The following is a 23,204-nucleotide window of genomic DNA, read 5'->3' on the forward strand; positions in this document are numbered from 1 at the left end:
GCGGTGGGGAAGTCGCATCCTTCTTCGCGGCGGCTGATGACCGCCTAGCGGACATGTGACCGTATGACGGTCGTAGTGGAGGACTTCAATGACGAACAGTGCCCCGTCTGCCGATGTGGTCGTCGTCGGTGGCGGCCCGGCCGGTCTGACCACCGCCGCCGAGGCCGCCCGTGCCGGAGCCCGCGTGGTCGTGCTGGAACGGCGCACCGGGGACACGCACTCGCGCGCCGGCGTGATCCAGCCCCGCGTGCTGGAACTGCTCGACGCCCGTGGCCTGATGGGGCGGTTCCGGGAGGCGGCCGGCCGGTGGCGGCCGGACTTCGAGGTGCCGCGCTACATGTACGCCGGGCTGCCCGGCCTGCGGTACGACCAGCTGGACAGCAAGTTCCCCTACGCGCTGATCCTGCCCCAGATGACCACCGAGCACCTGCTCGCGCAGTGGGCGGTGGAGCAGGGCGTCGACTTCCGCCGCGGCATCACCTACACCGGGCACGCCGTCGAGGGCGACCAGGTCACCGTCACCGCGCACGACGCCGAGGGGACGCCGGTCGAGCTGACCGCCCGCTACCTGGTGGGCGCGGACGGCGCGCGCAGCCTCGTGCGCGCCGCCTCGGGCATCCCGTTCGAGGGCCACCCGACCCGGATGACCGCGATCGCCGTCGACGCCGACCTGTCCTTCCCGTGGCAGGCGTCGATGCGCATGAGCCGCAACGAGCACGGCTGGGTGCTGGCCTACCCGTTCGGGCGGGGGATCACCCGGTTCATCATCGTCGCCGAGCACCGCCGGCACGTGCCCAAGACCGAACCCGTCGCGATGCCCGAGGTCCGGGAGTCCCTGCGGCTGATCTTCGGCACCGACTTCGGCCTCACCACGGCCAAGTGGCTGTCCCGCTACGGCGACGCGCACCGCCGCGTGCCCGCGTTCCGCAGCGGCCGGGTGCTGCTGGTCGGCGAGGCGACCCGGGTGCACTACCCGGCCAGCGGCATCGGCATGAACTACTGCATCCAGGACGCCTTCAACCTCGGTTGGAAGCTCGGCCTGGCGGCCACCGGCCGGGCGCCCGACACCCTGCTGGACAGCTACCACGACGAGCGGCACCCGGTGCTCGAAGCGCTGATGGACGACGTCGCCGCGCAGTGCGCCCTGCACTTCGACTTCTCGCCCGGCGGGCTGGCGCTCAAGGACTTCGTGGAACGCGAACTGGTCCCGGTGCCCGAGGTCAACGCCGTCCTGCGGGACCGGCTCAGCGGCTTCGGCACCTCCTACCACCGCGCCACCGACCCGCACCGCGCCGACGGCACGCGGGTGAGCGACTTCCCCGTGGCACCGGGCACCGGCTACGTCGAGGTCGCGAAGGACGCGGGTTTCGTCCTGGTCGACACCGCCGACCGGGTGCTGCCCGAGCCGATCACCGTCGTGCGGGGCACCGCGCTCCCGAGGGAGCTGGCCGGTGCCGCGACGGCCCTGATCCGGCCGGACGCCTACGTCGCGCGCGCCTGGGACGTGCGCCCCACCGACGACGAGGTGCTCGACGCCTACCGGGCCGCGATCGGCCTGGAGCCCGCCCGGCCCCGCCCGACCGCCGTCGCGCGGTGACCTCCCCCGCGAATCGAGGACCGATGACCGCACCACGCCGCACCCTCATCGCCAACGGCCACGTCGTCACCGGAGACCCCGCGCTGGGCACCGGCCGGTGCGACGTCCTCGTCGAGGGCAACCTGATCGCCCGGGTCGGGCCCGACCTCGCCCGCGACGGCGCGGAGGTGCTCGACGCCGCCGGCATGATCGTGCTGCCCGGACTCGTGGACACCCACAAGCACACCTGGCAGTCCGCCGTCCGGCACCGCTGCACCGAGTTCGACCTGCGGACCTACTTCGGCGAGATGTTCGGCCGGCTCGGCCCGCGCTACCGCCCCGAGGACGTCTACGCGGGCACCCTGCTGGGCGCGCTGTCCGCCCTCGACGCGGGCACCACCACGCTGATGGACTGGTCGCACGTGCAGAACTCGCCCGAGCACGGCGACCGGGCCGTCGCGGCGCTGCGCGACTCCGGCATCCGCGCCGTGTTCGGGCACGGCTGGCCGCTGGTCGACCTCCCGGCGTGGATCCACGACAGCGTCCGGCCGCACACCGACGACGTCCGGCGGATCCGCCGCGACCTGCTCCCCGACGACGACGCGCTGGTGACGCTGCAACTGGCCGCGCGCGGGCCGGAACTGTCCACGATGGACGTCACCGCGCAGGACCTCGCCATGGCGCGGGACCTCGGCATCCGCACGTCCATCCACATGGGGTGCGGGCCGGAGTACGGTGCGGTGGCGGCGATCGCGCGGCTCGACGGCGCGGGTCTGCTCGGCCCGGACCTCAACTTCGTGCACTGCAGCGAGTCCTCCGACCACGAGTTCGCGATGATCGCCGCGTGCGGGGCGTCGGTGTCGCTCGCGCCGCAGCACGAACAGGGCTTCCCCGGCATCGGGCACACCCCGCTGGACCGGGTGCGGGCGTTCGGCATCGACACCGGGCTGAGCAGCGACACCGAGGCGTTCGGCGCGGCCGACCTGTTCACCCAGATGCGGGTGGGCCTGGCCGCGCACCGCAACCAGCTCGCCGAAGGGCGTTCGCGGTTCACCGACCGGCTGTCGCCCTTCGGGGTGCGCGAGGTGTTCGCGATGGCCACCCAGGGCGGTGCCGACGCGCTGGGGCTCGGCGACCGGATCGGCAGCCTCACGCCCGGCAAGCGCGCGGACGTCGTCCTGGTCCGGGCGACCGACGCCAACCTGTTCCCGGTCGCCGACCCGGTGGCCGCGCTGGTCAGCGCCGCGCACCCCGGCAACGTCGACACCGTCCTGGTCGACGGTGTCGTCCGCAAACGCGCCGGCGTGCTCGTCGGCGTCGACCTCGACCACGCCCGCGCCCTCGCGCTGGCGTCGCACCACCACCTGCTCGGCTCCTGACGCCGAGTCCGCACCGCCGAAAGGACCCCATGCCACTCGACCCGAACATCGCCCGCTTCCTGGCCGCGCTCCGGTCGGCCGGCGCGCCGCCCGGCTTCGCCGGCACCCCCGCCGAGATGCGCGAGCGGATGCGGGCCGCGATCGAAGACCACTGGGACCCGGCGGCCTTCGCCCCGGTCGCGGGCGTCGAGCAGGTGCACGTCGGACACCTGCCGCTGACCGTCGTCCGGCCGGTCGGGCAGCGCGGCCCGGTGCCGACCGTCCTGTACTTCCACCCCGGCGGCTTCACCATGGGCAGCGCCCACCTGATGGGCGACGTGGCCCGCCGGCTCGCCCACGACCTGCACGCCTGCGTCGTGTCGGTCGACTACCGGCTGGCCCCCGAGCACCCGTTCCCGGCCGCCGTCGAGGACGCGGCGGACGCGCTGCGCTGGGCGGTCGAGTTCGTGGACGACCTCGGCGGCGACCCCCGCCGGGTGGGCCTGGCCGGCGAGAGCTCCGGCGCCAACCTGGCCGCGGTGACCGCGATCGGGGCACGCGACGCGGCGATTCCCGTCGCGGGGCAGCTGCTCGCGTCCCCGGTGACGAACTTCGCGGCCGAGTACCCCTCGGCCACCGCCAACGGCGACGGCTACTTCCTGACCCGCGACGACCTGGCCGTCATCCGGCGCTTCTACCTCGCCGACGACGACACCCGAGCCGGGGACCCGCGCGTCTCCCCGGCGCTCACGCCCGACCTGTCCGGTGTCGCGCCGGCGGTCGTCGGCGTGGCCGGGTTCGACCCGCTGCGCGACGACGGGATCGTCTACGCGGCACGGCTGCTCGAAGCCGGCGTGCCCACCACCCTGCGGGTCCACCCCGGCCTCATCCACCCGTTCTTCGGGATGCCCGGCCTGTCGCCGGCCGCCGAGGCCGCCGTGGTCGAGCTGACCGCCGAGTTCGGCGCGCTGCTCACCGGCCCGGAGGACCGCGCATGAGCGCCTCGCAGGTACCGCATCAGGACAGCCGGCCCTCGCAGATCCGGCCCTCGGAGATCCGGCACTGGGTGGGCGGCGCGCCGTTCACCGGCACCGGCACGGACACCGCCGCGGTCACCAACCCGGCGACCGGCGAGGTCACCGGGCACGTCCGGCTGGCCGACACCGCCGACGCCCGCGCCGCGATCGCGTCGGCCGCGGCGGCCTTCCCGGCGTGGCGCGACCTGTCGCTGACCAAGCGCACCCGGATCCTGTTCCGCCTGCGCGAACTGCTGGAGGCGCGCAAGCCCGAGCTGGCCGAGCTGATCACCGCCGAGCACGGCAAGGTGCTCGCCGACGCGCTCGGCGAGATCAGCCGGGGGCAGGAGGTGGTCGAGTTCGCCTGCGGGGCACCCCACCTGCTCAAGGGCGCGATGACGGAGAACGCCTCCACCGGCGTCGACCTGTGCTCGATCCGCCAGCCGCTGGGCCCGGTCGCGGTGATCACCCCGTTCAACTTCCCGGCCATGGTCCCGCTGTGGTTCGTGCCGATCGCGCTGGCGGCGGGCAACACCGTCGTGCTCAAGCCGAGCGAGAAGGTGCCGTCGGCGGCGAACTGGCTGGCCCGCCTGCTGGCCGAGGCGGGACTGCCGCCGGGCGTGTTCACCGTCCTGCACGGCGACCGCGTCGCCGTGGACGAACTGCTCACCCACCCGGAGGTCAAGGCGGTCTCGTTCGTCGGGTCCACGCCGGTCGCCCGGCACGTCCACGCGACCGCCACCGCGCACGGCAAGCGCGTCCAAGCCCTCGGCGGAGCCAAGAACCACATGCTCGTGCTGCCCGACGCGGACCTGGACGTCGCCGCCGACGCGGCGGTGAACGCCGGGTTCGGGTCGGCGGGGGAGCGGTGCATGGCGGTCAGCGTGGTGGTCGCCGTCGACGCGGTGGCCGACGCGCTGGTGGCCCGGATCGCCGAGCGGGCCGCGCGGATCAGGACCGGCGACGGCGCGCGCGACAACGACATGGGCCCGCTGGTGACCGGCCGGCACCGGGACAACGTCGCCGGGTACGTCGCCGAGGGCGAGCGGGCCGGCGCGCGGGTCGTGCTCGACGGGCGCGACGTCCGGCCCGACGGCCCGGCGGGCGGCTTCTGGCTCGGCCCCACCCTGCTCGACCACGTCACCCCGGAGATGAGCGCCTACACCGACGAGATCTTCGGTCCGGTGCTGTCGGTGGTCCGGGTCCGCTCCTACGACGAGGGGCTGGCCCTGATCAACGCCAACCCGTACGGCAACGGGGCGTGCGTGTTCACCGGGGACGGCGGCGCGGCCCGGCGCTTCCGGCGCGAGGTCGAGGTGGGCATGGTCGGCGTGAACATCCCCGTGCCGGTGCCGATGGCGTACTACAGCTTCGGCGGCTGGAAGAACTCCCTCTTCGGCGACACCCACGCGCACGGCACCGAGGGCGTCCACTTCTTCACCCGGGGCAAGGTCGTCACCACCCGCTGGCCGGACCGCGCCGAGAGCCGGCTCGACCTCGGCTTCCCGGTCGCGGACTGAGGCGCGCGGCGTCCGGCCGGGCGCGGGGGCGTCACGGCAGGATGGAGTCCACGTACCCGCCGTCCACCCGGACCGCGGCACCGGTCGTGGCGGAAGCCTGCGGGGAGCCGAGGTAGACCACCAGGTTGGCGATCTCCTCCGGTTCGATCAGCCTGCCGAGCAGGGACTGGGGGCGGTGCAGGCGCATGAACTCGCGCTGCGCCCGGTCCCACGGCAGGTCCTCGCCCACCAGTTGGCGGACGAACTCCTCGACGCCCCCGGTGTGCGTCGGGCCGGCGATGACGCAGTTCACCGTCACGCCGGTCCCGGCGGCCTCCTTGGCGAAGCCCCGGGACACGCCCAGCAGCGCCGTCTTGGACACCCCGTAGTGGATCATCTCGGCCGGGATCACCACGGCCGAGTCGCTGGCGATGTACTGGACCCGGCCCCAGCCGCGCGCCCGCATGCCGGGCAGGTAGGCGCGCGTCAGCCGGATCGCGGAGAGCACGTTGACCTCGAAGTAGCGCCGCCACTCGTCGTCGGTGATCTCCAGCGCGGGCCGCGCGCCGAAGATGCCGACGTTGTTCACCAACACGTCCACCTCGGGCAGCACCGCCCGCAGACCGTCCACACCCTCCGCCGTCGTCACGTCGCCGGGAGCCTCGACCAGGTCCGCGCCCGGCACCTCGGCGCGGATGCGCGCGACGGCCCCCGCGACCGCCGCCGGCCGGCGGCCGTTCACCGCCGTGCGCGCGCCGGCGCGGGCGAGCCCGAGGGCGATCGCCTCGCCGATCCCTTGTGTGGAACCGGTGACCAAGGCCGTCCTTTCGGTCAGGTCCAGGTGCATACGTTTCCTCCCAGTTCGATGTGGTCGGTCCGCCGCGCGCGGCGGCACCGCCCCACCGAACCACGCGGCGCGCCGCCCGGCATCCGCTGATCCGCCGGCCGACCGCGCCGCTCGCGCCGTCCGACGACGGGGTGCCCGTCGCATCGGATGAGCGGAAGTTGTTGTGCCGTAGGCGTTTTTGCATACCACCGCGTCGATTGGTCCTGTCGGTGCGGCCGGCGCGCGCGGGTGGGGATCGGGGTTCCGAAGGTGGGGCCGTCCGGGGGGAAGGCGGTTTCCCCGGCCGCGCGCCGCGTCCGCCGCCCGGTGCGGCGCGGCGGTGCCCGGCGGGCGGTCCGGCGCGAGGTCGGGCGCGGCCGCCGGCGGGCCGGCGCGACGTCCGGTGCGTTCGCGGGCGCCGGCCGGTTCGCCGGCGCGTCGACCTGCGACTCCGCGCGCCGGGCGCACCGTCCCCAGTGGACTGCCCGGTCCCGTCCCGGGTCGGTCGCCGCGGCCCGGTGAGATCGAACCGCGCGGCGGTGAGCGCTCCGTGCCGGTGCGTCCACGGACGAGTGGCCACGACACGAAAGAGGCCCTTGTGGTGCAGGTACCGCTACACGCAGGAATCGCCGGTGCCTCTGCGGACGGCCCGCTCTACGGCGTGTGAGTGAATAAAGGGGTACATGTGGCCCTGCGTATCAGCGGGTGCCCCGACAACTCCGGTCGCACCTGGGAGAACCTACTTGTGAACGTGTCTCACCGGCCGCTACTGTCCAGCACGGGTCACGATTCGTGTCTGATCATGAGTCGATCGAGGGGGATTTCTTTCAACGTTGAGCCGTCGGGTCGCCCGCGGGTTGATTTCCGGCGGTTCGGGGGATTCGTTCGTTTTATTTGTTCGTCGGAAAAGGGGAGCTGTCATGGGCAAGATCGCCGTCCTCACCAACGACCTCCAGGGTGATGTCGTCTACCTGACCCCGGAACGCACGGCGGTGATGGCCGAGGCGCAGTCCTACTACACCGCCTTCCTGGACGAGATGCGCCGGCGCGGGCACACCGTCTTCCACCTCCAGCTGATCAACCTGCCCGACGACCCCAACGCGAACCGCAAGGCGGACGGGACGCTCCCGCTGCAGCGCGGCACCGAGGGGGCCGCCATCCTGCCCGCCTTCCTGGGCGAGGGCGACGTGGTGGTGGAGAAGAACAAGGACAGCGGCTTCTACGAGACCGAGCTGCACGACCGGCTCCAGGAGGCCGGCGTGGACACCGTCCTGGTCACCGGGTTGCAGACCCAGATCTGCGTGCAGACCACCGCCGCGGACGCCTTCTTCCGGGGCTACAACGTGTGGGTGCCCTCGGACTGCGTCGTCTCGGACAATTCCGCGGACCGCGACCGCTCGCTCACCTGGTTGAGCGGGTATTGCGCCGTGGTGGCCGACTCGAAGGAGATCCTGGAGACCCTCGACGACAAGGGCGGGCTGCCGCGACGGGTCGTCAAGACCCTTCCGTGACGGCACCGCGGGCACCTCTCCACTGATCTTCCGGGGGCATCCGGTCACGACGTCGACGGACAGTCGGGACGGGGTGGAATAGCGCAACGGGGGTCGCGCCGATCATTGTCCGCCGGGGTGTCGGCGGGGTGTCGGGCGATATTCGGATTCTTTTGTTCCTTTTTACTCCGCCGGCCGGCGCGAGCGCGCCTCCGGGGGACGGCCGCAATGCGGGCTGAAGCACGATCGGCACCCGTACGCCCCGTCGCGGTCCACCCGGACGCGGCGGGGGCGTACCGCCCCGCTGTGCGGCGCCGGCGGCCGGTGTCCCGGGGCGGGTCCGCCGCCGAGTACCGAGTGGACTGTCCACTCCGGCCGTTCCCGGCCGGCGGCCGGCCCCGCACACCGCACCAGACAGGGAGGACCAAGATGGCAAGCCCGGTGACCGGCCTCGACGAGGTCGTGCTCGACCACGGCAGTGGCGCGAAGCTCAGCGGCGAGTTGATCTCGCTCGTGGTGGAGCGGCTCGGCGAGGTCTACATCGGCGAGATGGAGGACAGCGCGATGCTGTCCCTGCCCGCCGGGCAGATCGCGATGACCACCGACTCGTTCGTCGTGGACCCGCCGTTCTTCGGCAACGGCGACATCGGCAAGATCGCGGTCTGCGGCACGGTGAACGACCTCGCGGTGGTCGGCGCGCGACCGCTCTACCTCACCCTCGGGATGATCCTGGAGACCGGACTCCCGATCGCCCGCCTGCTGCGGGTCGTCGACTCGATCCGCGAGGTGGCGCTGGAGGCCGGCGTCCAGATCGTCTGCGGCGACACCAAGGTGGTGCGCAAGGGCGAGGCCGACCAGATCTACCTGAACACGGCGGGCATCGGCGTGTTCGAGCGCGCGCCGCTGCGGATGCGCGACGTGCGGCCCGGCGACCGGGTGATCCTCAGTGGACCGATCGGCAACCACACCGTGCACCTGCTGTCGATCCGCGAGGGGCTCGGCTTCGAGCAGCGCGTGCTCAGCGACTGCGCGCCGCTCAACGGCCTGGTCGAGGGCCTGCTGTCGGCGGTCGGCGCGGGCGCGGTGCACTCGGTCCGCGACGTCACGCGCGGCGGCCTGGCCGCGGTCCTGCACGAGTACGCCCGGTCGTCCGGGCACACCATCCGGGTCGAGCACGAGAAGCTGCCGATCCAGTTCGAGACCGTGATGGCCACGGACATGCTGGGGATCAACGCCATCCACGCGGCCAACGAGGGCTGCCTGTGCCTGTTCGTGGACCCGGCGGCCGAGCAGGACGTGCTGGCCGCGCTGCGCGGGCACCGGTACGGCGCGGAGGCGGTCGCGATCGGCGAGGTGACCGGGGTCGCGGAGCCCGCCGTGCTGATGCGCGACGCGAGCGGCCGGGACGCGGTGGTCGAGGAACTCCAGGGCTCCGAACTGCCGCGGCTGTGCTGAGCGGGGACGTGACGAGATGTCGGACAGCGATCAGAGGGTGGGGCGGCGCATCCGCGTCGTGGGCGTGGTCCAGGGCGTCGGCTACCGGCCGTTCGTCTACAAGCTCGCGCTGAAGCACGACCTGGCCGGCTGGGTGCTCAACGACCCGGAGGGCGTGCTGATCGAGGTCACCGGCAGGCCCGGGGAGGTGCGCCGCTTCACCGAGGGGCTCGACGCCCAGGCGCCGCCGCAGGCCCGGGTGACCGGGGTCCGCGTGGAGGAACTGCCGGGCGCGGCGGCGGCACCGGAGGGGTTCACCATCCGGGAGAGCGTGCACAGCGGTCTGCGGACCACGGTCGTGCCCGCCGACTCGTACGTGTGCGCGGACTGCCTCGCCGAGCTGCGCGACCCGGCGGACCGCCGGTACCGCTACCCGTTCGTCAACTGCACCAACTGCGGCCCCCGGTACTCGATCATCCGGGAACTGCCCTACGACCGGGCCGCCACCACCATGGCCGTGTTCACGATGTGCCGGCCGTGCGCCGCCGAGTACGCCGACCCGTTGGACCGCCGCTACCACGCGCAGCCCAACGCGTGCCCGGACTGCGGTCCCCGCCTGCTCTCGGCCGGGGCCGACGGGACGGCGGCGGAGGGGGAGCGGGCGCTCGCGGAGGCCACGACCGCGCTCCTGGCGGGCCGGATCGTCGCGGTCAAGAGCGTCGGCGGGTTCCACCTCGCGGTGGACGCCCGCGCCGCCGACGCGGTCACCCGGCTGCGGACCCGCAAGCGGCGCGACTCCAAGCCGTTCGCGGTGATGGCCCGCGACCTGGCGACCGCGGCGGGCTTCGCCGAGGTGCGGCCCGCCGAGGCCGAGCTGCTGCTCAGCCCGGCCCGGCCGATCGTGTTGCTGCGCAAGCGGCCCGGCGGCCTGCCGGAGCAGATCGCGCCGCGCAACCCCAACCTCGGCGTGATGCTGCCGTCCGCGCCGCTGCACCACCTGCTGGTCGACCACCCCGGCCTCGACGCGGTTGTCATGACCAGCGGGAACATCTCCGGGTACCCCATCGTGCACCGCAACGAGGACGCGCTGGCCCAGCTGTTCCAGGTCGCCGACCTGATCCTCTACCACGACCGCGACATCGAGGTGCGGGTGGACGACTCGATCGTCCGCTACTCCGAGCACCCCGACCTGGCCGAGCCGCTGGTCGGCTTCATCCGCCGGTCGCGCGGCTACGCGCCCTACCCCGTGGAGGTCGGCGTCGAGCTGGCGCCGCTGGTGGCCTACGGCGCGGAGCTGAAGACGACGGTGGCGTTGAGCAGCGGCTCGCGGGTCTACGTCAGCCAGCACATCGGCGACATCAAGAACGACGAGACGTTCGGCGCGCACCGGGCCGCCGTCGACCACCTGGCGAGCCTGCACGACCTGCGCCCGAGGCACGCCGCCGTGGACCTGCACCCGCAGTTCCGCGCGACGCGCTTCGCGTTCGAGAAGCAGGGCGACGCGTTCGAGCACGTGCTGCCGGTGCAGCACCACCACGCGCACATGGCGTCCTGCATGGCGGAGAACCTGCTCGACGGCCGGACCATCGGCGTCGTCTTCGACGGCACCGGGTACGGCCTGGACGGCACCATCTGGGGCGGTGAGTTCCTGGTCGGCGGCTACCGGGAGGCCGAGCGCGTCGCGCACCTGCGGACCGTGCCGCTGCTGGGCGGCGACCGGGCGGTCGAGGAACCGATCCGGACCGGCTTCGCGCTGGCCCTGGACGCCCTCGGGGACACCGCCGCCGCGATCGCGGCCTTCCCGGTGCTCGAACGCCTGGACGAGCAGCAGCGGCACGTCTTCGCGACCATGGCGCAGCGCGGGATCAACTCGCCGCCGGCCTCCAGCATGGGCCGGCTGTTCGACGGCGTCGCGGCCCTGCTCGCCATCACCACGCACGCCGAGTACGAAGCGCACGGCCCGATCGAGCTGGAAGGGTTGCTGCAGCGCGATTTCACCCTGTCCGACCCGCGCGACCGGTACCGCTTCGGTGCCGCGCGGCGCGACGGGGTCACCGAGATCGACCCCCGCCCGGTGGTCCGGGCGATCGCCGCCGACCTGGCGGCCGGCCTCGGCCCGGCCACCACGAGCCGCCGCTTCCACTCGGCCGTGGTCGACATGGTCCTGGAGCGGTGCCGGGCGCTGCGCGGCACCGGCCCGGAGCAGGTGGTGCTGTCCGGCGGCGTCTTCCTCAACGAGTTCCTGCTGGTCAACTGCCTGGTGGAGCTGCGGCGGGCGGGTTTCGACGCCTACTGCCACCGGCAGGTGCCGACCAACGACGGCGGCATCTCGCTGGGCCAGGTCGTGGTGGCCAACGCCCGGCTGGCCGGAGGCGGGCCGTGACCGGGCCACCGCCGCGCTGACCACCCGGAGACGAACGACCCCCTCGAACGCGTCGACCCGGTGATCACGACCTCGTGGGAGCCGGCCGGCGCCGGAACCTCCCACGCCAGAAGGTCGACCGCCCGCCGACCGCGCGGGCCGGCGGCCTCGACACCGCCCTGGCAGCAGGGACGTGCAGAACGAGGAGAGAACGTGCCATGAAGAAGTACCTGATCACCGGAGGTCGCGGGTACGTCGGGTCGGTGCTGACCCGGCGGCTGTGCCGGTCCGGGTCGGAGGTCGTGGTGGTCGACAACGGTCTGGTCGGCGGTCCGGAACTCGACCTGCCGGGGGTGACCTACGTCGACGGCGACGTCCGCGACGTCGGGCACTGGGAGGCGGCGCTGGCCGGCGTGGACGCCGTGGTGCACCTGGCGGCGATCGTCGGCGACCCGGCGTGCGGCGTCGACACCGACCACGCCTGGGAGGTCAACTACCTGGGCACGATCCGGGTCGCCGAGGCGTGCCGCCGGGCGGGCGTGGGGTCGCTGGTCTTCGCCTCGACGTGCAGCAACTACGGGGCCACCGGGGACGCGGAGGTGGACGTCTGGTCGCCGGTGGCGCCCCAGTCGGCCTACGCCGAGTCCAAGGTGCGGTCCGAGCACTACCTGCTCTCGCTGCCCCGTGACGTGCTCGCGTCCCGCCTGCTGCGCTTCGCCACCATCCACGGCCTCTCGCCCCGGATGCGCTTCGACCTGGCCGTCAACGTCATGACGGCCAACGCCGTGGCGCGCGGCGCGGTCACCGTCCACGGCGGCACCCAGTGGCGGCCGTTCCTGCACGTCGAGGACGCGGCGGCGGCCGTGCACCTGGTGCTGCGGGACGACCGGCGCGCCGCACCGGCGGTCTACAACTGCGGTTTCGGCGAGGAGAACCACCGGATGGACGCGGTCGGCGAGCTGATCGCCGGCGAGGTCCCCGGCGTCCGGCTGGAGATCCGCGCGGAGCAGACCGACCCGCGCGACTACCGGGTGAACTTCGACCCGATCGGCCGGGAACTGGGGTTCACCCGGACCCGCCGGGTGGTCGACACGGTGCGGGAGATCCGCGACGCCATGCGCCGGGGGGAGTTCGCGGACTTCGACTCGGCCCGGTACAGCAACCACCTGACCGCCCTCGCCCAGCGCGAGGACCCGGTCTCGGCGTGGGCGCGCTGACCCGCCGCACGACACCGGCGCCGCACGAGCGCGTTCCCGCCAGCCACCGAGGAGCCTGACCATGGACACCACCGCAGCAGAAACGAACGCGGCAGACACCACCGCGCGGCGCGCACCGCGCTTCCCCGACCCGGTACCGCTGGTCCGCCCGACGGTCGAGGCGGACGCCGGGACCGACCTCGCCTTCCGGGAGATCCTGCGGTCCGGGATGCTCACCAACGGCCGGTACGTGCGGGCGTTCGAGGAGGCCGCGAGCGCCTACCTGGGCGTCGCGCACGCGGTCGCGGTCAGCAACTGCACCACCGGCCTGATGCTGGTGCTGCGCTGCCTCGACCTCGCCGGCGACGTGGTCGTGCCGAGCTTCACGTTCATGGCGTCCGGCCACGCCGTGCGCTGGGCCGGCCTCGGGGTCCGGTTCGCCGATTCCCGGCGCGGTACGTGGACGCTCGACCCGGACGCCCTCGCCCCGCTGCTGCCGGGCGTCGCGGGCGTCATGGCCATGCACACCTTCGGCGCGCCGTGCGACGCCGACCGGTTGCAGGAGCTGTGCGACGCGCGCGGCGTCCCGCTCGTCTTCGACGCCGCGCACGGCTTCGGCAGCCGCTACCCCGACGGGACCATGGTCGGCGGCAAGGGCGTGGCGGAGGTGTTCAGCCTCAGCCCGACCAAGACCCTGAGCACCGGCGAGGGCGGGCTGATCACGACGAACGACGCCGCCCTGGCCGCGAAGCTGAGGACGGCCCGGGAGTACGGCAACCCCGGCGACTACGACAGCCGCTTCCTCGGCCTCAACGGCCGGATGACCGAGGTCTCCGGGCTGCTGGGCTTCCGGGCGCTGGAGAACTTCGCGCGGTGGCTGGAGATCCGGCGGTCGCTGGTGGCGCGCTACCGCGCCGGCCTGGCCGGCCTGCCGGGGCTGGAGTTCCAGGAACTGCCGGCGGGCGCGCTCAGCTCGTTCAAGGACCTCGGGATCCGGGTGGACGGCGACCGGTTCGGGCTGACCCGCGACGAACTGGCCGACCGGCTCGGGCGGGAGAACGTCAGCACCCGCAAGTACTTCAGCCCCGCGCTGCACCGGCAGACCGCCTACCGGGACGTGCCCGCCGGCGCCGGGCTGCCGGTCACCGAGGACCTGGCGGCGAGCATGATCACCCTGCCGCTCTACTCGCACATGCCGGCGGACCTCGTGGACGAGATCTGCGCGCTGGTCCGCGAGCTGCACGCGGCGCGCTGAGCGCCCGCCGGGCGTGCGCGGACCGATCCGGAACAGCACAGAAGTGGTGGTAAGGCATCGTGGACAACTACGTGGCGGACCTTCGCAAGCTGATCGGCACCCGTCCGCTGATCCTGCCCGGGACCTCGGTCGTGGTCACCGATCCCGCCGGGCGGATCCTGCTGCTGGAGCGCGTCGACACCGGCGGCTGGGGGCTGCCCGGCGGGATCATGGAGCCCGGCGAGTCGTTCGAGGAGACCGGGCGGCGCGAGGTCCGGGAGGAGACCGGCCTGGAGGTCGGCGACCTGGACCTGCTCGGGCTGTTCTCCGGCGCGGAGTACTACTACCGCTACCCGCACGGCGACGAGGTCTACAACGTGACCGCCGCCTACGTGGCCCGGCTGCCCCTCGACGCCACGATCACCCTGGACACGGCGGAGAACAGCACGTGGCGGTTCTTCGCGCTGGACGAGGTGCCCGACACCGTGATCACGCCGGAGCGGCCCATCATCGCCGAGTACGCGAAGGTCGCGACGTGACCGCGCGGGACCCGGACTTCACCGCGTTCATCGGCTCCTGCCTGCGCGAGGCGTCCGACGTGGCGGTGCGGCTGCGGGGCAGCGGGCAGGCGGCGGTCAAGGCGTCGGACGTGAACCAGGTCGTCACCGACGCGGACCTCGCGCTGGGCGCGCTGCTGACCGGCCGGATCGCGGACCGGTACCCGCGGCACGCGGTCCTGGAGGAGGAGAGCGGCGCGACGCCGGGCGACCACGAGATCACCTGGATCGTGGATCCCCTGGACGGCAGCAGCAACTACGCCGCCGGCAGCCCGCTCTACGGCGTGATGATGGCGGCCGTGGGCCCGCACGGCGTCGTCGCGGGCGGCTTGGCGCTGCCCGCGTTCGGCACCGTCTACCTGGCCCAGTCCGGCCGAGGGGCCACCCGGGACGGGCAGCCGCTCGGCCCGCTGCCCACCACCGACCTCGACCGCTGCCTGGTCGCCTACGGGATGGACAAGGGGTCGCCCGACCGGATGGCCGACGAGGGCCGGCTGGTCGCCGCTCTCGGCACGGCGGGGCTGGGCGTCCGGATGAGCAACAGCGTCTTCGACATCTGCATGGTGGTCGACGGCGCGTACGCCGCGTTCGTGCACCGGAGCTGCCGGATCTGGGACGTGGCGGCGGCGGTGTGCGTGATCGGGGAGTGCGGCGGCGTCTGCACCGACCTCGACGGACGGCCGCTGGACCTGACCCGCCCCCTGGAGCGGGCGGACCGGGTCTTCGAGGTCTGCTTCGCCACGGCCACCGCGCACCCGCCGCTGATGAGCGCCGTCGCGGCGGGCCGGCGCGCGGCCCCGGCACCGGGAGGGCCGATCCCGTGACCACCACCGCGACCGCCCGGACCGGCCAGGACGCCCGAGTGGGTGTGCTGGCCATGATCCTCGGGATGACCTGCGGCTACGACGCCACCGCGATGTCCGGCGCGCTGCTGCTGGTCACCGACCACTTCGACCTGACGACCACCCAGCAGGGTTCGCTGTTCGCCGCGCCGACCGCCGGCTGGATCGTCGGCGCGCTGCTGGGCAGCAGGCTGGTCAACGCGCTGGGGCGGCGCGCCACCCTGCTCGGGCTGACCCTGCTGTACCTGGCGGCGACCGCGTCGGCCGGCACGGCGACCACCCTGGTGTGGCTCGACGTCAGCCGGTTCGCGCAGGGCACGGCGATCGGCATCGCGATCGTGGCCACCCCGATCTTCATCGCCGAGTCGACCTCGACCCGCGCCCGGGGGCGGATCGCGGTGCTGTACCAGGTGGCGACGTCCCTCGGCTGCGCGCTGGGCTACTTCGGCGGCTACTTCCTCGCGGGCGGCGGGCAGTGGCGGCTGATGCTCGCCGTGCCCGGCGTCCTCGCCCTGGCCACCGCGCTGTGGCTGGTGCGGCTCCCGGAGACCGACCGCTGGCGGCAGCTGCGGGCCGAGCGGGGGACGGGCCCGGCGGTCCGGTCGGCCCGGCCGGGCGTCCTGCGCACGATGCTCGGCCCGCGCTACCGGGCGTTGACGTTCTTCGTCGTGGCGCTGGGGTTCTTCGTCCAGGCCACGGGCATCAACGCGATGGTGTTCTTCAGCCCCCGGATCTTCGAGCAGGTGGGGTACACCGACACGTTCGGCCTGCTGGTGCTGCCCGGTCTCGTCCAGCTCGCGGGTGCCGCCGCGGCGTTGGTCTGCGCGTTGACCATCGACCGGTTCGGCAGGCGGCCCGCCCTGCTCACCGGCACCGCCCTGATGGCCCTGGGGCACGCGCTGATGGTGGTCGTGTTCGCCGTGGACGCGCCCGGCGCGCTGGGCTTCCTCGGCCTCCTGGTCTTCGTGGTGGGCTTCAACTCCGGCTTCGGAGCGCTGGTGTGGGTGTTCGCCGCCGAGGGCTTCCCGGACCACCTCCGGGGCGCCGGGGCGTCGGCGATGCTGCTGACCAACCTGACCACGAACCTGGTCATCGCCCAGTCGTTCCTCGACCTGCTCGACGCGGTGGGCGGCACGTCGACCTACCTGGTCCTGCTGGCCGTCACCGTGCTGGCGTGGCTGTTCGTGTTCTTCCTGGCCCCGGAGACGAAGGGCCGTTCGCTGGACGAGGTCCAGTCCTACTGGGAGCACGGCCGGCGCCGGCCCACGCCCGCCGGCCCGCCCACCGACACGCCCGCCGCCCGCACCTGACGCCCGAGCACCGGGGGAGACCATGAACGCCCTGTCCCGCAGCGGGGAGACCCTCGCCGATCCGCACCACGAGGACGGACTGGTCCGCCACGGCGAGCACGACCCGCGCGCGTTGCCGGAACGCGTGCGCGGCGCCGACCCAGGACGCGAGGTGTCCACGACCGGGCCGTACCCGGTGTCGCCGCCCGCCGGGGCGTCGATCCCGCGCCGGCCGCTGTTCGGCCGTGCCCGGGTCCTGCCCGAACGGTTCCGCCAGGCGAGGGGAGGTGCCGCCGGTGCCTCGGCGCAGTGATCTGAGGTCCGTGCTGGTGATCGGGTCCGGCCCGATCGTCATCGGCCAGGCCGCCGAGTTCGACTACTCGGGCACCCAGGCGTGCCGGGTGCTCAAGGCGGAGGGCCTGCGCGTCACGCTGGTCAACTCCAACCCGGCCACCATCATGACCGACCCGGAGTTCGCCGACGCGACCTACGTCGAGCCGGTCACCCCCGAGGTGGTCGAGCAGGTCATCGCGAAGGAGCGGCCGGACGCCCTGCTGGCCACCCTCGGCGGGCAGACCGCGCTGAACACCGCGGTCGCGCTGCACGAGTCCGGGGTGCTCGCCCGGTACGGGGTCGAGCTGATCGGCGCGGACGTCGACGCGATCCGGGCGGGGGAGGACCGCGAGGAGTTCAAGCGGATCGTGACGCGGGTGGGCGCGCAGGTCGCCCGCAGCGCCACCTGCCACACGCTGGAGCAGTGCCTGGCCGCCGCGGCGGAACTCGGCTACCCGGTGGTGGTGCGGCCCTCGTTCACGATGGGCGGCGCGGGTTCCGGGTTCGCCCACGACGAGCGGGAGCTGACGGCCGTCGCGGGCGCCGGGCTGGCCGCGAGCCCGATCCGCGAGGTGCTGCTGGAGGAGTCCGTCCTGGGCTGGAAGGAGTTCGAGCTGGAGCTGATGCGCGACCGCGCCGACAACGTGGTGGTCGTCTGCCCGATCGAGAACCTGGACCCGATGGGCGTGCACACCGGCGACTCGATCACCGTCGCCCCGGCCATGACGCTGACCGACCGCGAGTACCAGCGGATGCGGGACGTGGCCATCGCGGTGATCCGCGCGGTCGGCGTCGACACGGGCGGCTGCAACGTCCAGTTCGCCGTCGACCCGCGCACCGGCCGGATGATCGTGGTCGAGATGAACCCCAGGGTGTCGCGGTCCTCGGCGCTGGCGTCCAAGGCGACCGGCTTCCCGATCGCCAAGATCGCCGCGCGGCTCGCCCTGGGCTACACGCTCGACGAGATCCCCAACGACATCACCGGCCGGACCCCGGCCAGTTTCGAGCCGTCGCTGGACTACGTCGTGGTGAAGGTGCCCCGGTTCGCGTTCGAGAAGTTCCCGACCGCCGACACCGGGCTCACCACGCACATGAAGTCCGTGGGCGAGGCGATGGCGATCGGCCGGTCCTTCCCGGAGGCGTTGAACAAGGCGTTGCGCTCGCTGGAGAAGGACGGCGGCGCGTTGAGCTGGGCCGGGCCGGTCGGCGACAAGGACGCCCTGGTCGAGGCCGCCCGCAAGCCCACCGACGGCCGGATCAACACCGTGCACCAGGCGATCCGGGCCGGGGCCGGGGTCGCCGAACTGGCCGCCGCGACCGGGATCGACCCGTGGTTCCTGGACCAGGTGCAGCGGATCGAGGAGGTCGCGCGGGAGGTCGCCGGGCAGCCCGGCGCGATGCGGCCGGAGACCCTGCTGCGGGCCAAGCGGCACGGCCTGTCCGACGCGCAGGTCGGCGAGCTGCGCGGGCTGTCCGAGGACGCGGTCCGCGAGCTGCGCTGGGCGCTGGGCGTCCGGCCCGTCTACCAGACGGTCGACACGTGCGCGGCGGAGTTCGCCGCCCGCACCCCGTACCTGTACTCGTCCTACGCCGAGGAGACCGAGGTGCCGCCGGGCACCGCGCCCAGGGTCGTGATCCTGGGCAGCGGGCCCAACCGGATCGGGCAGGGCGTCGAGTTCGACTACGCGTGCGTGCACGCGAGCTTCGCGCTGGCCGAAGCCGGCTACGAGACCGTGATGGTCAACTGCAACCCGGAGACGGTGTCCACCGACTACGACACCAGCCACCGCCTCTACTTCGAGCCGCTCACCTTCGAGGACGTGCTGGAGGTGGTGGCCGCCGAGCGGGCCGCCGGCGAGGTCGTCGGGGTGCTGGTGCAGCTGGGCGGCCAGACGCCGCTCGGGCTGGCCGCCCGCCTGGAGGCCGCCGGGGTGCCGATCATCGGCACCGGGCCGGCCGGCATCGACCTGGCCGAGGACCGGGGCGCGTTCGGCGCGCTGCTGGCCGGGGCGGGACTGCCCGCGCCCCGGCACGGCACCGCGCGCTCGGCCGGCGAAGCCGTCCGGATCGCCGACGAGATCGGCTACCCGGTGCTGGTGCGGCCGTCCTACGTGCTCGGCGGGCGCGGCATGCAGGTCGTCCACGACGAGGCGGCGCTCGCCGCGTACGTGCGGCGGGCCACCGCCGCCCCCGGGCACCCGGTGCTGGTCGACCGGTTCCTGGCCGACGCGGTGGAAATCGACGTCGACGCCCTCTACGACGGCCGTGAGCTGTACCTGGGCGGGATCATGGAGCACGTCGAGGAGGCGGGCGTGCACTCCGGCGACTCGGCGTGCGCGCTGCCGCCGATCACGCTCGGCCGTGCCGACATCGGCCGGATCCGCGAGTACACCCGCGTGCTGGCCGACGGGATCGGGGTGCGCGGGCTGCTCAACGTCCAGTACGCGCTGGCGGCGGGCGTCTTGTACGTGCTGGAGGCCAACCCGCGCGCCAGCCGCACCGTCCCGTTCGTGTCCAAGGCGATCGGCGTGCCGCTGGCCAAGGCCGCCGCGCGGGTGATGCTCGGGGCCACCATCGCCGGGCTGCGCGCCGAGGGCCTGCTGCCGGACTGGGACGGCGGGATGCTGCCGGCCGACGCCGCCGTCGCGGTCAAGGAGGCCGTGCTGCCGTGGCACCGGTTCCGCACGCCGGAGGGGCGCGGCGTGGACGCGCTGCTCGGCCCGGAGATGCGCTCCACCGGCGAGGTGATGGGCGTCGACGCGGTGTTCGGCACCGCCTACGCCAAGGCGCAGGCCGCCGCGTCGGTCCCGCTGCCCACCAAGGGCCGGGTGTTCGTGTCGGTCGCCGACCGCGACAAGCGGGCCATGATCCTGCCGGTGAAGGCGTTGGCGGAGGCCGGTTTCGAGGTGCTGGCGAACGGCGGGACCGCCGAAGTCCTGCACCGCAACGGTGTGCCCACCACGGTGGTCGACCAGGACGGTCGCGGTGGGCCGACCGTCGTGGACCGGATTCTGGCCGGGGAGGTCGACCTGGTGGTCGCCACCGCCTCCCGGCAGCCGGACGGGCACGGGATCCGCGCCGCGGCGGTGGCGCGCGGCATCCCGTGCGTGACCACGGTCCAAGCTCTGGCCGCCACCGTGCAGGGGATCGAAGCGGTCGCCCGCAGCGACGCGGGGGTCGTCTCCCTCCAGGAGCGCACGGCCGCCCTGCGGCGCGGCATCGCCGAGTCGGACCGGGCCGGCTGAGCGGCGCTCGGGAACTGCTCCGCGGGCGGCGCAAGCGCGGTCCCGGGGCCGTCCCTCGTGGTCACCAACCGCCGAACTGGCGCCAGGCCTGCGCGGTGGTGTGGTAGATCCGCACGTGCGCGTGCGGCGCGGTGAGCACGGTCATCGACCCGGCGGGGAAGTTGAGCACCTGGTCGGTCAGCGCGATCACCATCGCGGCGGCGTGGCCCCGGATCCCGGACAGCTTGGAGATGTCGCTGACGAAGTTGGTGGCCAGCGCGGCGGCGGCGTGGCCCACCTTCCACTCGGTGAGCACGACCGGGTACCCCTCCTCGGGCACGCCCGTGTCGCGGTTGTAGGCGATGTCGACGATCCCGCCGCCCACCAGCGATTCGTACTCGCGTTCGTAGTCCAGGCCCGGTCGCGCCGCGATCTGGTGCAGCAGGAACTGGATGACGCACCACTGCTCCCAGCCGCCGCCTCCGCGCAGCCGGTGCACCCGTTCGAGGGTGTGCTGCTCGGCGTTCAGCCACGCTTGTAGATCACCGGACAGATCCGCCAGGTTGACCGGCATCCGTCGTCCCCTCTCGATCGCACCACGACATCGGCCGCGCGGTGGATCGTGGTGCGGCCGGTGGACACCACACGAGTCGATCAGGGGGACCCCGGCGTTACAGGTCCGAAGCGGCCCCGAAGCCGCGCCGGCGCGACCGTCCCGCGCGTCCCGGCGGGAACCCCGGAAACCCGTCGCGATTACGTACCGTATTCGACGGCTGGGCGTTTTCACTCGTTAGTGACAGTTTGTGTTCGAGTGCGCTGTGCTAACGTCGTGGCACCCTTGATCAAGGGGAATTGCCCGAGCCTGAAAAACCGGCCTGGAGTGGTCATGGCGTCTTCCGGAACCGCTCCGCCCGGCGCATTCGGCTCGCGGTCCTGTCGTTGACTTCCCCGGTGCGCCGCCGGCGGCTGCCGTGCGTTCTTTCGAAGAGGAAGGATGGGGGACGCTCCCATGCCTGACGACCAGCCGCCCGCAGGGCCACCGTCGGTGCTCGTGGTCGGGGCCGGGATCGCCGGGCTGGCCGCCGCGCGCGCCCTGCGCGACCACGGCCACCCGGTCACCGTCGTGGAGGCGCGCGACCGCGTCGGCGGCCGGATCTGGACCGACGGGGACGGCGTCGACCTCGGCGCGCACTGGATCCACGGCACCGACGGCAACCCGATCACCGAGCTGGTGGAGAGCCTGGAGATCCCCTACAGCTACGTCGGCGGCGACAGCGCGTACACCGGCGGCTTCGACCGGCTGCGCCTCATCGGCGCGGACGGGCGGGCGCTCGGCCACGCCCTGAAGAACCACATGCTGGAACTCGCCGACGGCGTGCTGCACGAACTCGAACAACGGGCCGAACTCGCCCGGAAACGGGAACTGCCCGATATCTCGCTGGCCGACGCGGTCAACGAGATCATCGCCGCGCGCAATTTCAGCGAAGACCACGAGAGGGGTATCCGGTACCACCTGAACGTGATCCTGCGCGAGGACGTCGCGGAGGACGCGAGCAAGCTCTCGCACAAGTTCTGGGAAGACGGCTACCTGGTCTACGGCTACGGCGACAGCATCCTGCGCGACGGCTACCAGTCCGTCGTGGACGCCCTCGCCCAGGGGCTCGACATCAGGCTGGGCCACGTGGTGCGCCGGATCGAGGGCGGCGGTGCCGGCGGGCCCGCGCGGGTGACCACCGACCACGGCGCGTTCGAGGCGGACAAGGTGTTGGTGACGCTGCCGCTCGGCGTCCTCAAGAGCGGCTCGGTGGCCTTCGAGCCGGCGCTGCCGGAGGCGAAGCGGGCGGCCGTCGAACGGCTCGGCTTCGGCACCCTGAACAAGATCGCGCTGCACTACCGGGAGCCGTTCTGGCCGGCGGACCAGTACGTGTTCGGCTACCTGTGCCGGGAGACCGACCGCTACCCGACGGTCGTCATCAGCATGTGGAAGTCGCACGGCCGGGCGACCTTGGTGATGCTGCTCGGCGCGTCGCTCGGCCGGGAACTGGAGGGCTGGTCCGACGAGGAGGTCGCCGCCTACACGACCACCGTCGTCCAGGACATGTTCGGCCCGGACGCCCCGGCGCCCGAGCACATCGCGCGGACGGCGTGGTCCGCCGACCCGTTCGCGCGCGGGTCGTACGCGTGCATCGGCGTGGACGGCTCGCCCCAGGACCTCCAGACGCTGTCCGAACCGGTCGGCGACAGCCTGTTCTTCGCCGGCGAGGCCACCAACAGCCACCACTGGGGCTGCGTGCACAGCGCCTACGAGTCCGGTCTGCGCGAGGCCGCGCGGATCAGCGGGAACGCCGCGCTCTACAAGCCGCCCACCGCCGAGATCTCCCGCCGGCAGCGCCGCGACATCGACCGCATGAAGCGCTTCGCGGGAATGCGGATGGGCCACCTCGCGGAGGCCGAACTCCAGGCGCGCGTCGAGTGCCTGCGCAAGAGCTTCGACCCGTACGGGGTGCGCATCTTCGCGCCCCTGGTCGGCACCGAACTGGAAACGCTCGCCTCGATGTTCGACGAACTCGCCTACTCCGCCGGCGACGTCCTGTGCCGGGAGGACGACGTCGCCCACGGGCTCTACCTGGTCTCCGCCGGCCAGGTCGAGGTCGACTTCGGCGGCATCTACGAGCGCGCGACCCTGGCCGAGGGCGCGCTGCTGGGCGGCCACGACCTGTTCTTCAACGCCCGCACCAGCACCGTCACGGCGTTGGGCGAGGTCCAGGCGTACTTCCTGGACCACTACCGCTACAAGACGTTCCTCTACGCCTTCCCGGACGTCATGATGCTCATGATGTCCAACCTGGTCGCCCGGTGGGAGCAGTTGGAGAGCACGCTCGGCGCGGCGACACTGCCCGGCGCACAACGACTCCACGGCACCGGCCCGCTGTGACCGGCCCGCACTTCGCAGCCGTCGACGGGATGG

General features: G+C 73.2%; 17 protein-coding genes. 15 read left to right on the forward strand and 2 right to left on the reverse strand.

The annotated features are described in order from the left end of the window. Nucleotides 1-88: 88 nt before the first annotated feature. Genes AC0HI0_RS08610 through AC0HI0_RS08625 form a run of 4 tightly spaced genes read left to right on the forward strand, consistent with a single transcriptional unit; the run spans nucleotide 89 to nucleotide 5,470 of the window. Entirely contained in the window at nucleotides 89-1,597 is a 1,509-nt protein-coding gene (locus tag AC0HI0_RS08610; RefSeq protein WP_480931749.1) for an FAD-dependent oxidoreductase, read from the forward strand. Between the two features lie 23 nt (nucleotides 1,598-1,620). Next, complete coding sequence (locus AC0HI0_RS08615; protein WP_480931750.1) at nucleotides 1,621-2,955, forward strand: amidohydrolase family protein; 1,335 nt, start codon at nucleotides 1,621-1,623, stop codon at nucleotides 2,953-2,955. Between the two features lie 29 nt (nucleotides 2,956-2,984). Then, complete coding sequence (locus tag AC0HI0_RS08620) at nucleotides 2,985-3,932, forward strand: alpha/beta hydrolase (protein WP_480931751.1); 948 nt, start codon at nucleotides 2,985-2,987, stop codon at nucleotides 3,930-3,932. Further along, nucleotides 3,929-5,470, forward strand: a complete 1,542-nt coding sequence (locus tag AC0HI0_RS08625; protein WP_480931752.1) for a CoA-acylating methylmalonate-semialdehyde dehydrogenase — start codon at nucleotides 3,929-3,931, stop codon at nucleotides 5,468-5,470. Before AC0HI0_RS08620 ends, AC0HI0_RS08625 begins: the two co-directional genes overlap by 4 nt. A 31-nt stretch (nucleotides 5,471-5,501) precedes the next feature. On the opposite strand, the gene AC0HI0_RS08630 is transcribed toward AC0HI0_RS08625, so the two are convergent. Further along, the gene (locus tag AC0HI0_RS08630; protein WP_480931753.1) at nucleotides 5,502-6,296 is read right to left on the reverse strand and encodes an SDR family NAD(P)-dependent oxidoreductase; all 795 of its coding nucleotides are present in this window, start codon (nucleotides 6,294-6,296) and stop codon (nucleotides 5,502-5,504) included. A gap of 899 nt (nucleotides 6,297-7,195) precedes the next feature. Between AC0HI0_RS08630 and AC0HI0_RS08635 the strand changes: the two genes are divergently transcribed. The 10 genes from AC0HI0_RS08635 to carB all read left to right on the forward strand — a co-directional run bounded on the left by AC0HI0_RS08635 (nucleotide 7,196) and on the right by carB (nucleotide 20,257). Further along, nucleotides 7,196-7,786 carry a cysteine hydrolase family protein gene (locus AC0HI0_RS08635; protein ID WP_480931754.1) on the forward strand — a complete coding sequence of 197 codons (591 nt, stop codon included), beginning with the start codon at nucleotides 7,196-7,198 and terminating at the stop codon, nucleotides 7,784-7,786. Between the two features lie 408 nt (nucleotides 7,787-8,194). Next, nucleotides 8,195-9,220: a hydrogenase expression/formation protein HypE gene (gene hypE / locus AC0HI0_RS08640; protein WP_480931755.1), complete on the forward strand. Its 1,026-nt coding sequence runs from the start codon at nucleotides 8,195-8,197 to the stop codon at nucleotides 9,218-9,220. 16 nt (nucleotides 9,221-9,236) lie between these two features. Continuing rightward, on the forward strand, nucleotides 9,237-11,582 hold the full coding sequence (hypF, locus tag AC0HI0_RS08645; RefSeq protein ID WP_480931756.1) for a carbamoyltransferase HypF: 2,346 nt from the start codon (nucleotides 9,237-9,239) through the stop codon (nucleotides 11,580-11,582). 197 nt (nucleotides 11,583-11,779) lie between these two features. Continuing rightward, nucleotides 11,780-12,778, forward strand: a complete 999-nt coding sequence (locus AC0HI0_RS08650) for an NAD-dependent epimerase/dehydratase family protein (RefSeq protein ID WP_480931757.1) — start codon at nucleotides 11,780-11,782, stop codon at nucleotides 12,776-12,778. Between the two features lie 61 nt (nucleotides 12,779-12,839). Next, entirely contained in the window at nucleotides 12,840-14,012 is a 1,173-nt protein-coding gene (locus AC0HI0_RS08655) for a DegT/DnrJ/EryC1/StrS family aminotransferase (protein ID WP_480931758.1), read from the forward strand. Nucleotides 14,013-14,071: 59 nt separating this feature from the next. Then, nucleotides 14,072-14,530 carry an NUDIX hydrolase gene (locus AC0HI0_RS08660; protein ID WP_480931759.1) on the forward strand — a complete coding sequence of 153 codons (459 nt, stop codon included), beginning with the start codon at nucleotides 14,072-14,074 and terminating at the stop codon, nucleotides 14,528-14,530. Further along, complete coding sequence (locus tag AC0HI0_RS08665) at nucleotides 14,527-15,372, forward strand: inositol monophosphatase family protein (protein ID WP_480931760.1); 846 nt, start codon at nucleotides 14,527-14,529, stop codon at nucleotides 15,370-15,372. Before AC0HI0_RS08660 ends, AC0HI0_RS08665 begins: the two co-directional genes overlap by 4 nt. After that, the gene (locus AC0HI0_RS08670; RefSeq protein ID WP_480931761.1) at nucleotides 15,369-16,700 is read left to right on the forward strand and encodes an MFS transporter; all 1,332 of its coding nucleotides are present in this window, start codon (nucleotides 15,369-15,371) and stop codon (nucleotides 16,698-16,700) included. Before AC0HI0_RS08665 ends, AC0HI0_RS08670 begins: the two co-directional genes overlap by 4 nt. Nucleotides 16,701-16,722: 22 nt before the next feature. Then, nucleotides 16,723-16,992, forward strand: coding sequence for a hypothetical protein (locus tag AC0HI0_RS08675; RefSeq protein ID WP_480931762.1), 270 nt, complete (start codon nucleotides 16,723-16,725; stop codon nucleotides 16,990-16,992). Continuing rightward, nucleotides 16,976-20,257, forward strand: coding sequence for a carbamoyl-phosphate synthase large subunit (gene carB / locus AC0HI0_RS08680; protein WP_480931763.1), 3,282 nt, complete (start codon nucleotides 16,976-16,978; stop codon nucleotides 20,255-20,257). Before AC0HI0_RS08675 ends, carB begins: the two co-directional genes overlap by 17 nt. Nucleotides 20,258-20,318: 61 nt before the next feature. Here the strand turns inward: carB and AC0HI0_RS08685 are convergent, their stop codons facing one another. Continuing rightward, the gene (locus AC0HI0_RS08685; RefSeq protein ID WP_480931764.1) at nucleotides 20,319-20,810 is read right to left on the reverse strand and encodes a hypothetical protein; all 492 of its coding nucleotides are present in this window, start codon (nucleotides 20,808-20,810) and stop codon (nucleotides 20,319-20,321) included. A gap of 435 nt (nucleotides 20,811-21,245) precedes the next feature. Here AC0HI0_RS08685 and AC0HI0_RS08690 point away from each other — a divergent pair, with 435 nt between their 5' ends. Beyond that, on the forward strand, nucleotides 21,246-23,171 hold the full coding sequence (locus AC0HI0_RS08690; protein ID WP_480931765.1) for an FAD-dependent oxidoreductase: 1,926 nt from the start codon (nucleotides 21,246-21,248) through the stop codon (nucleotides 23,169-23,171). Nucleotides 23,172-23,204 lie beyond the last annotated feature (33 nt).

The sequence above is a fragment of the Saccharothrix sp. NBAS 001 genome, assembly GCF_056640475.1.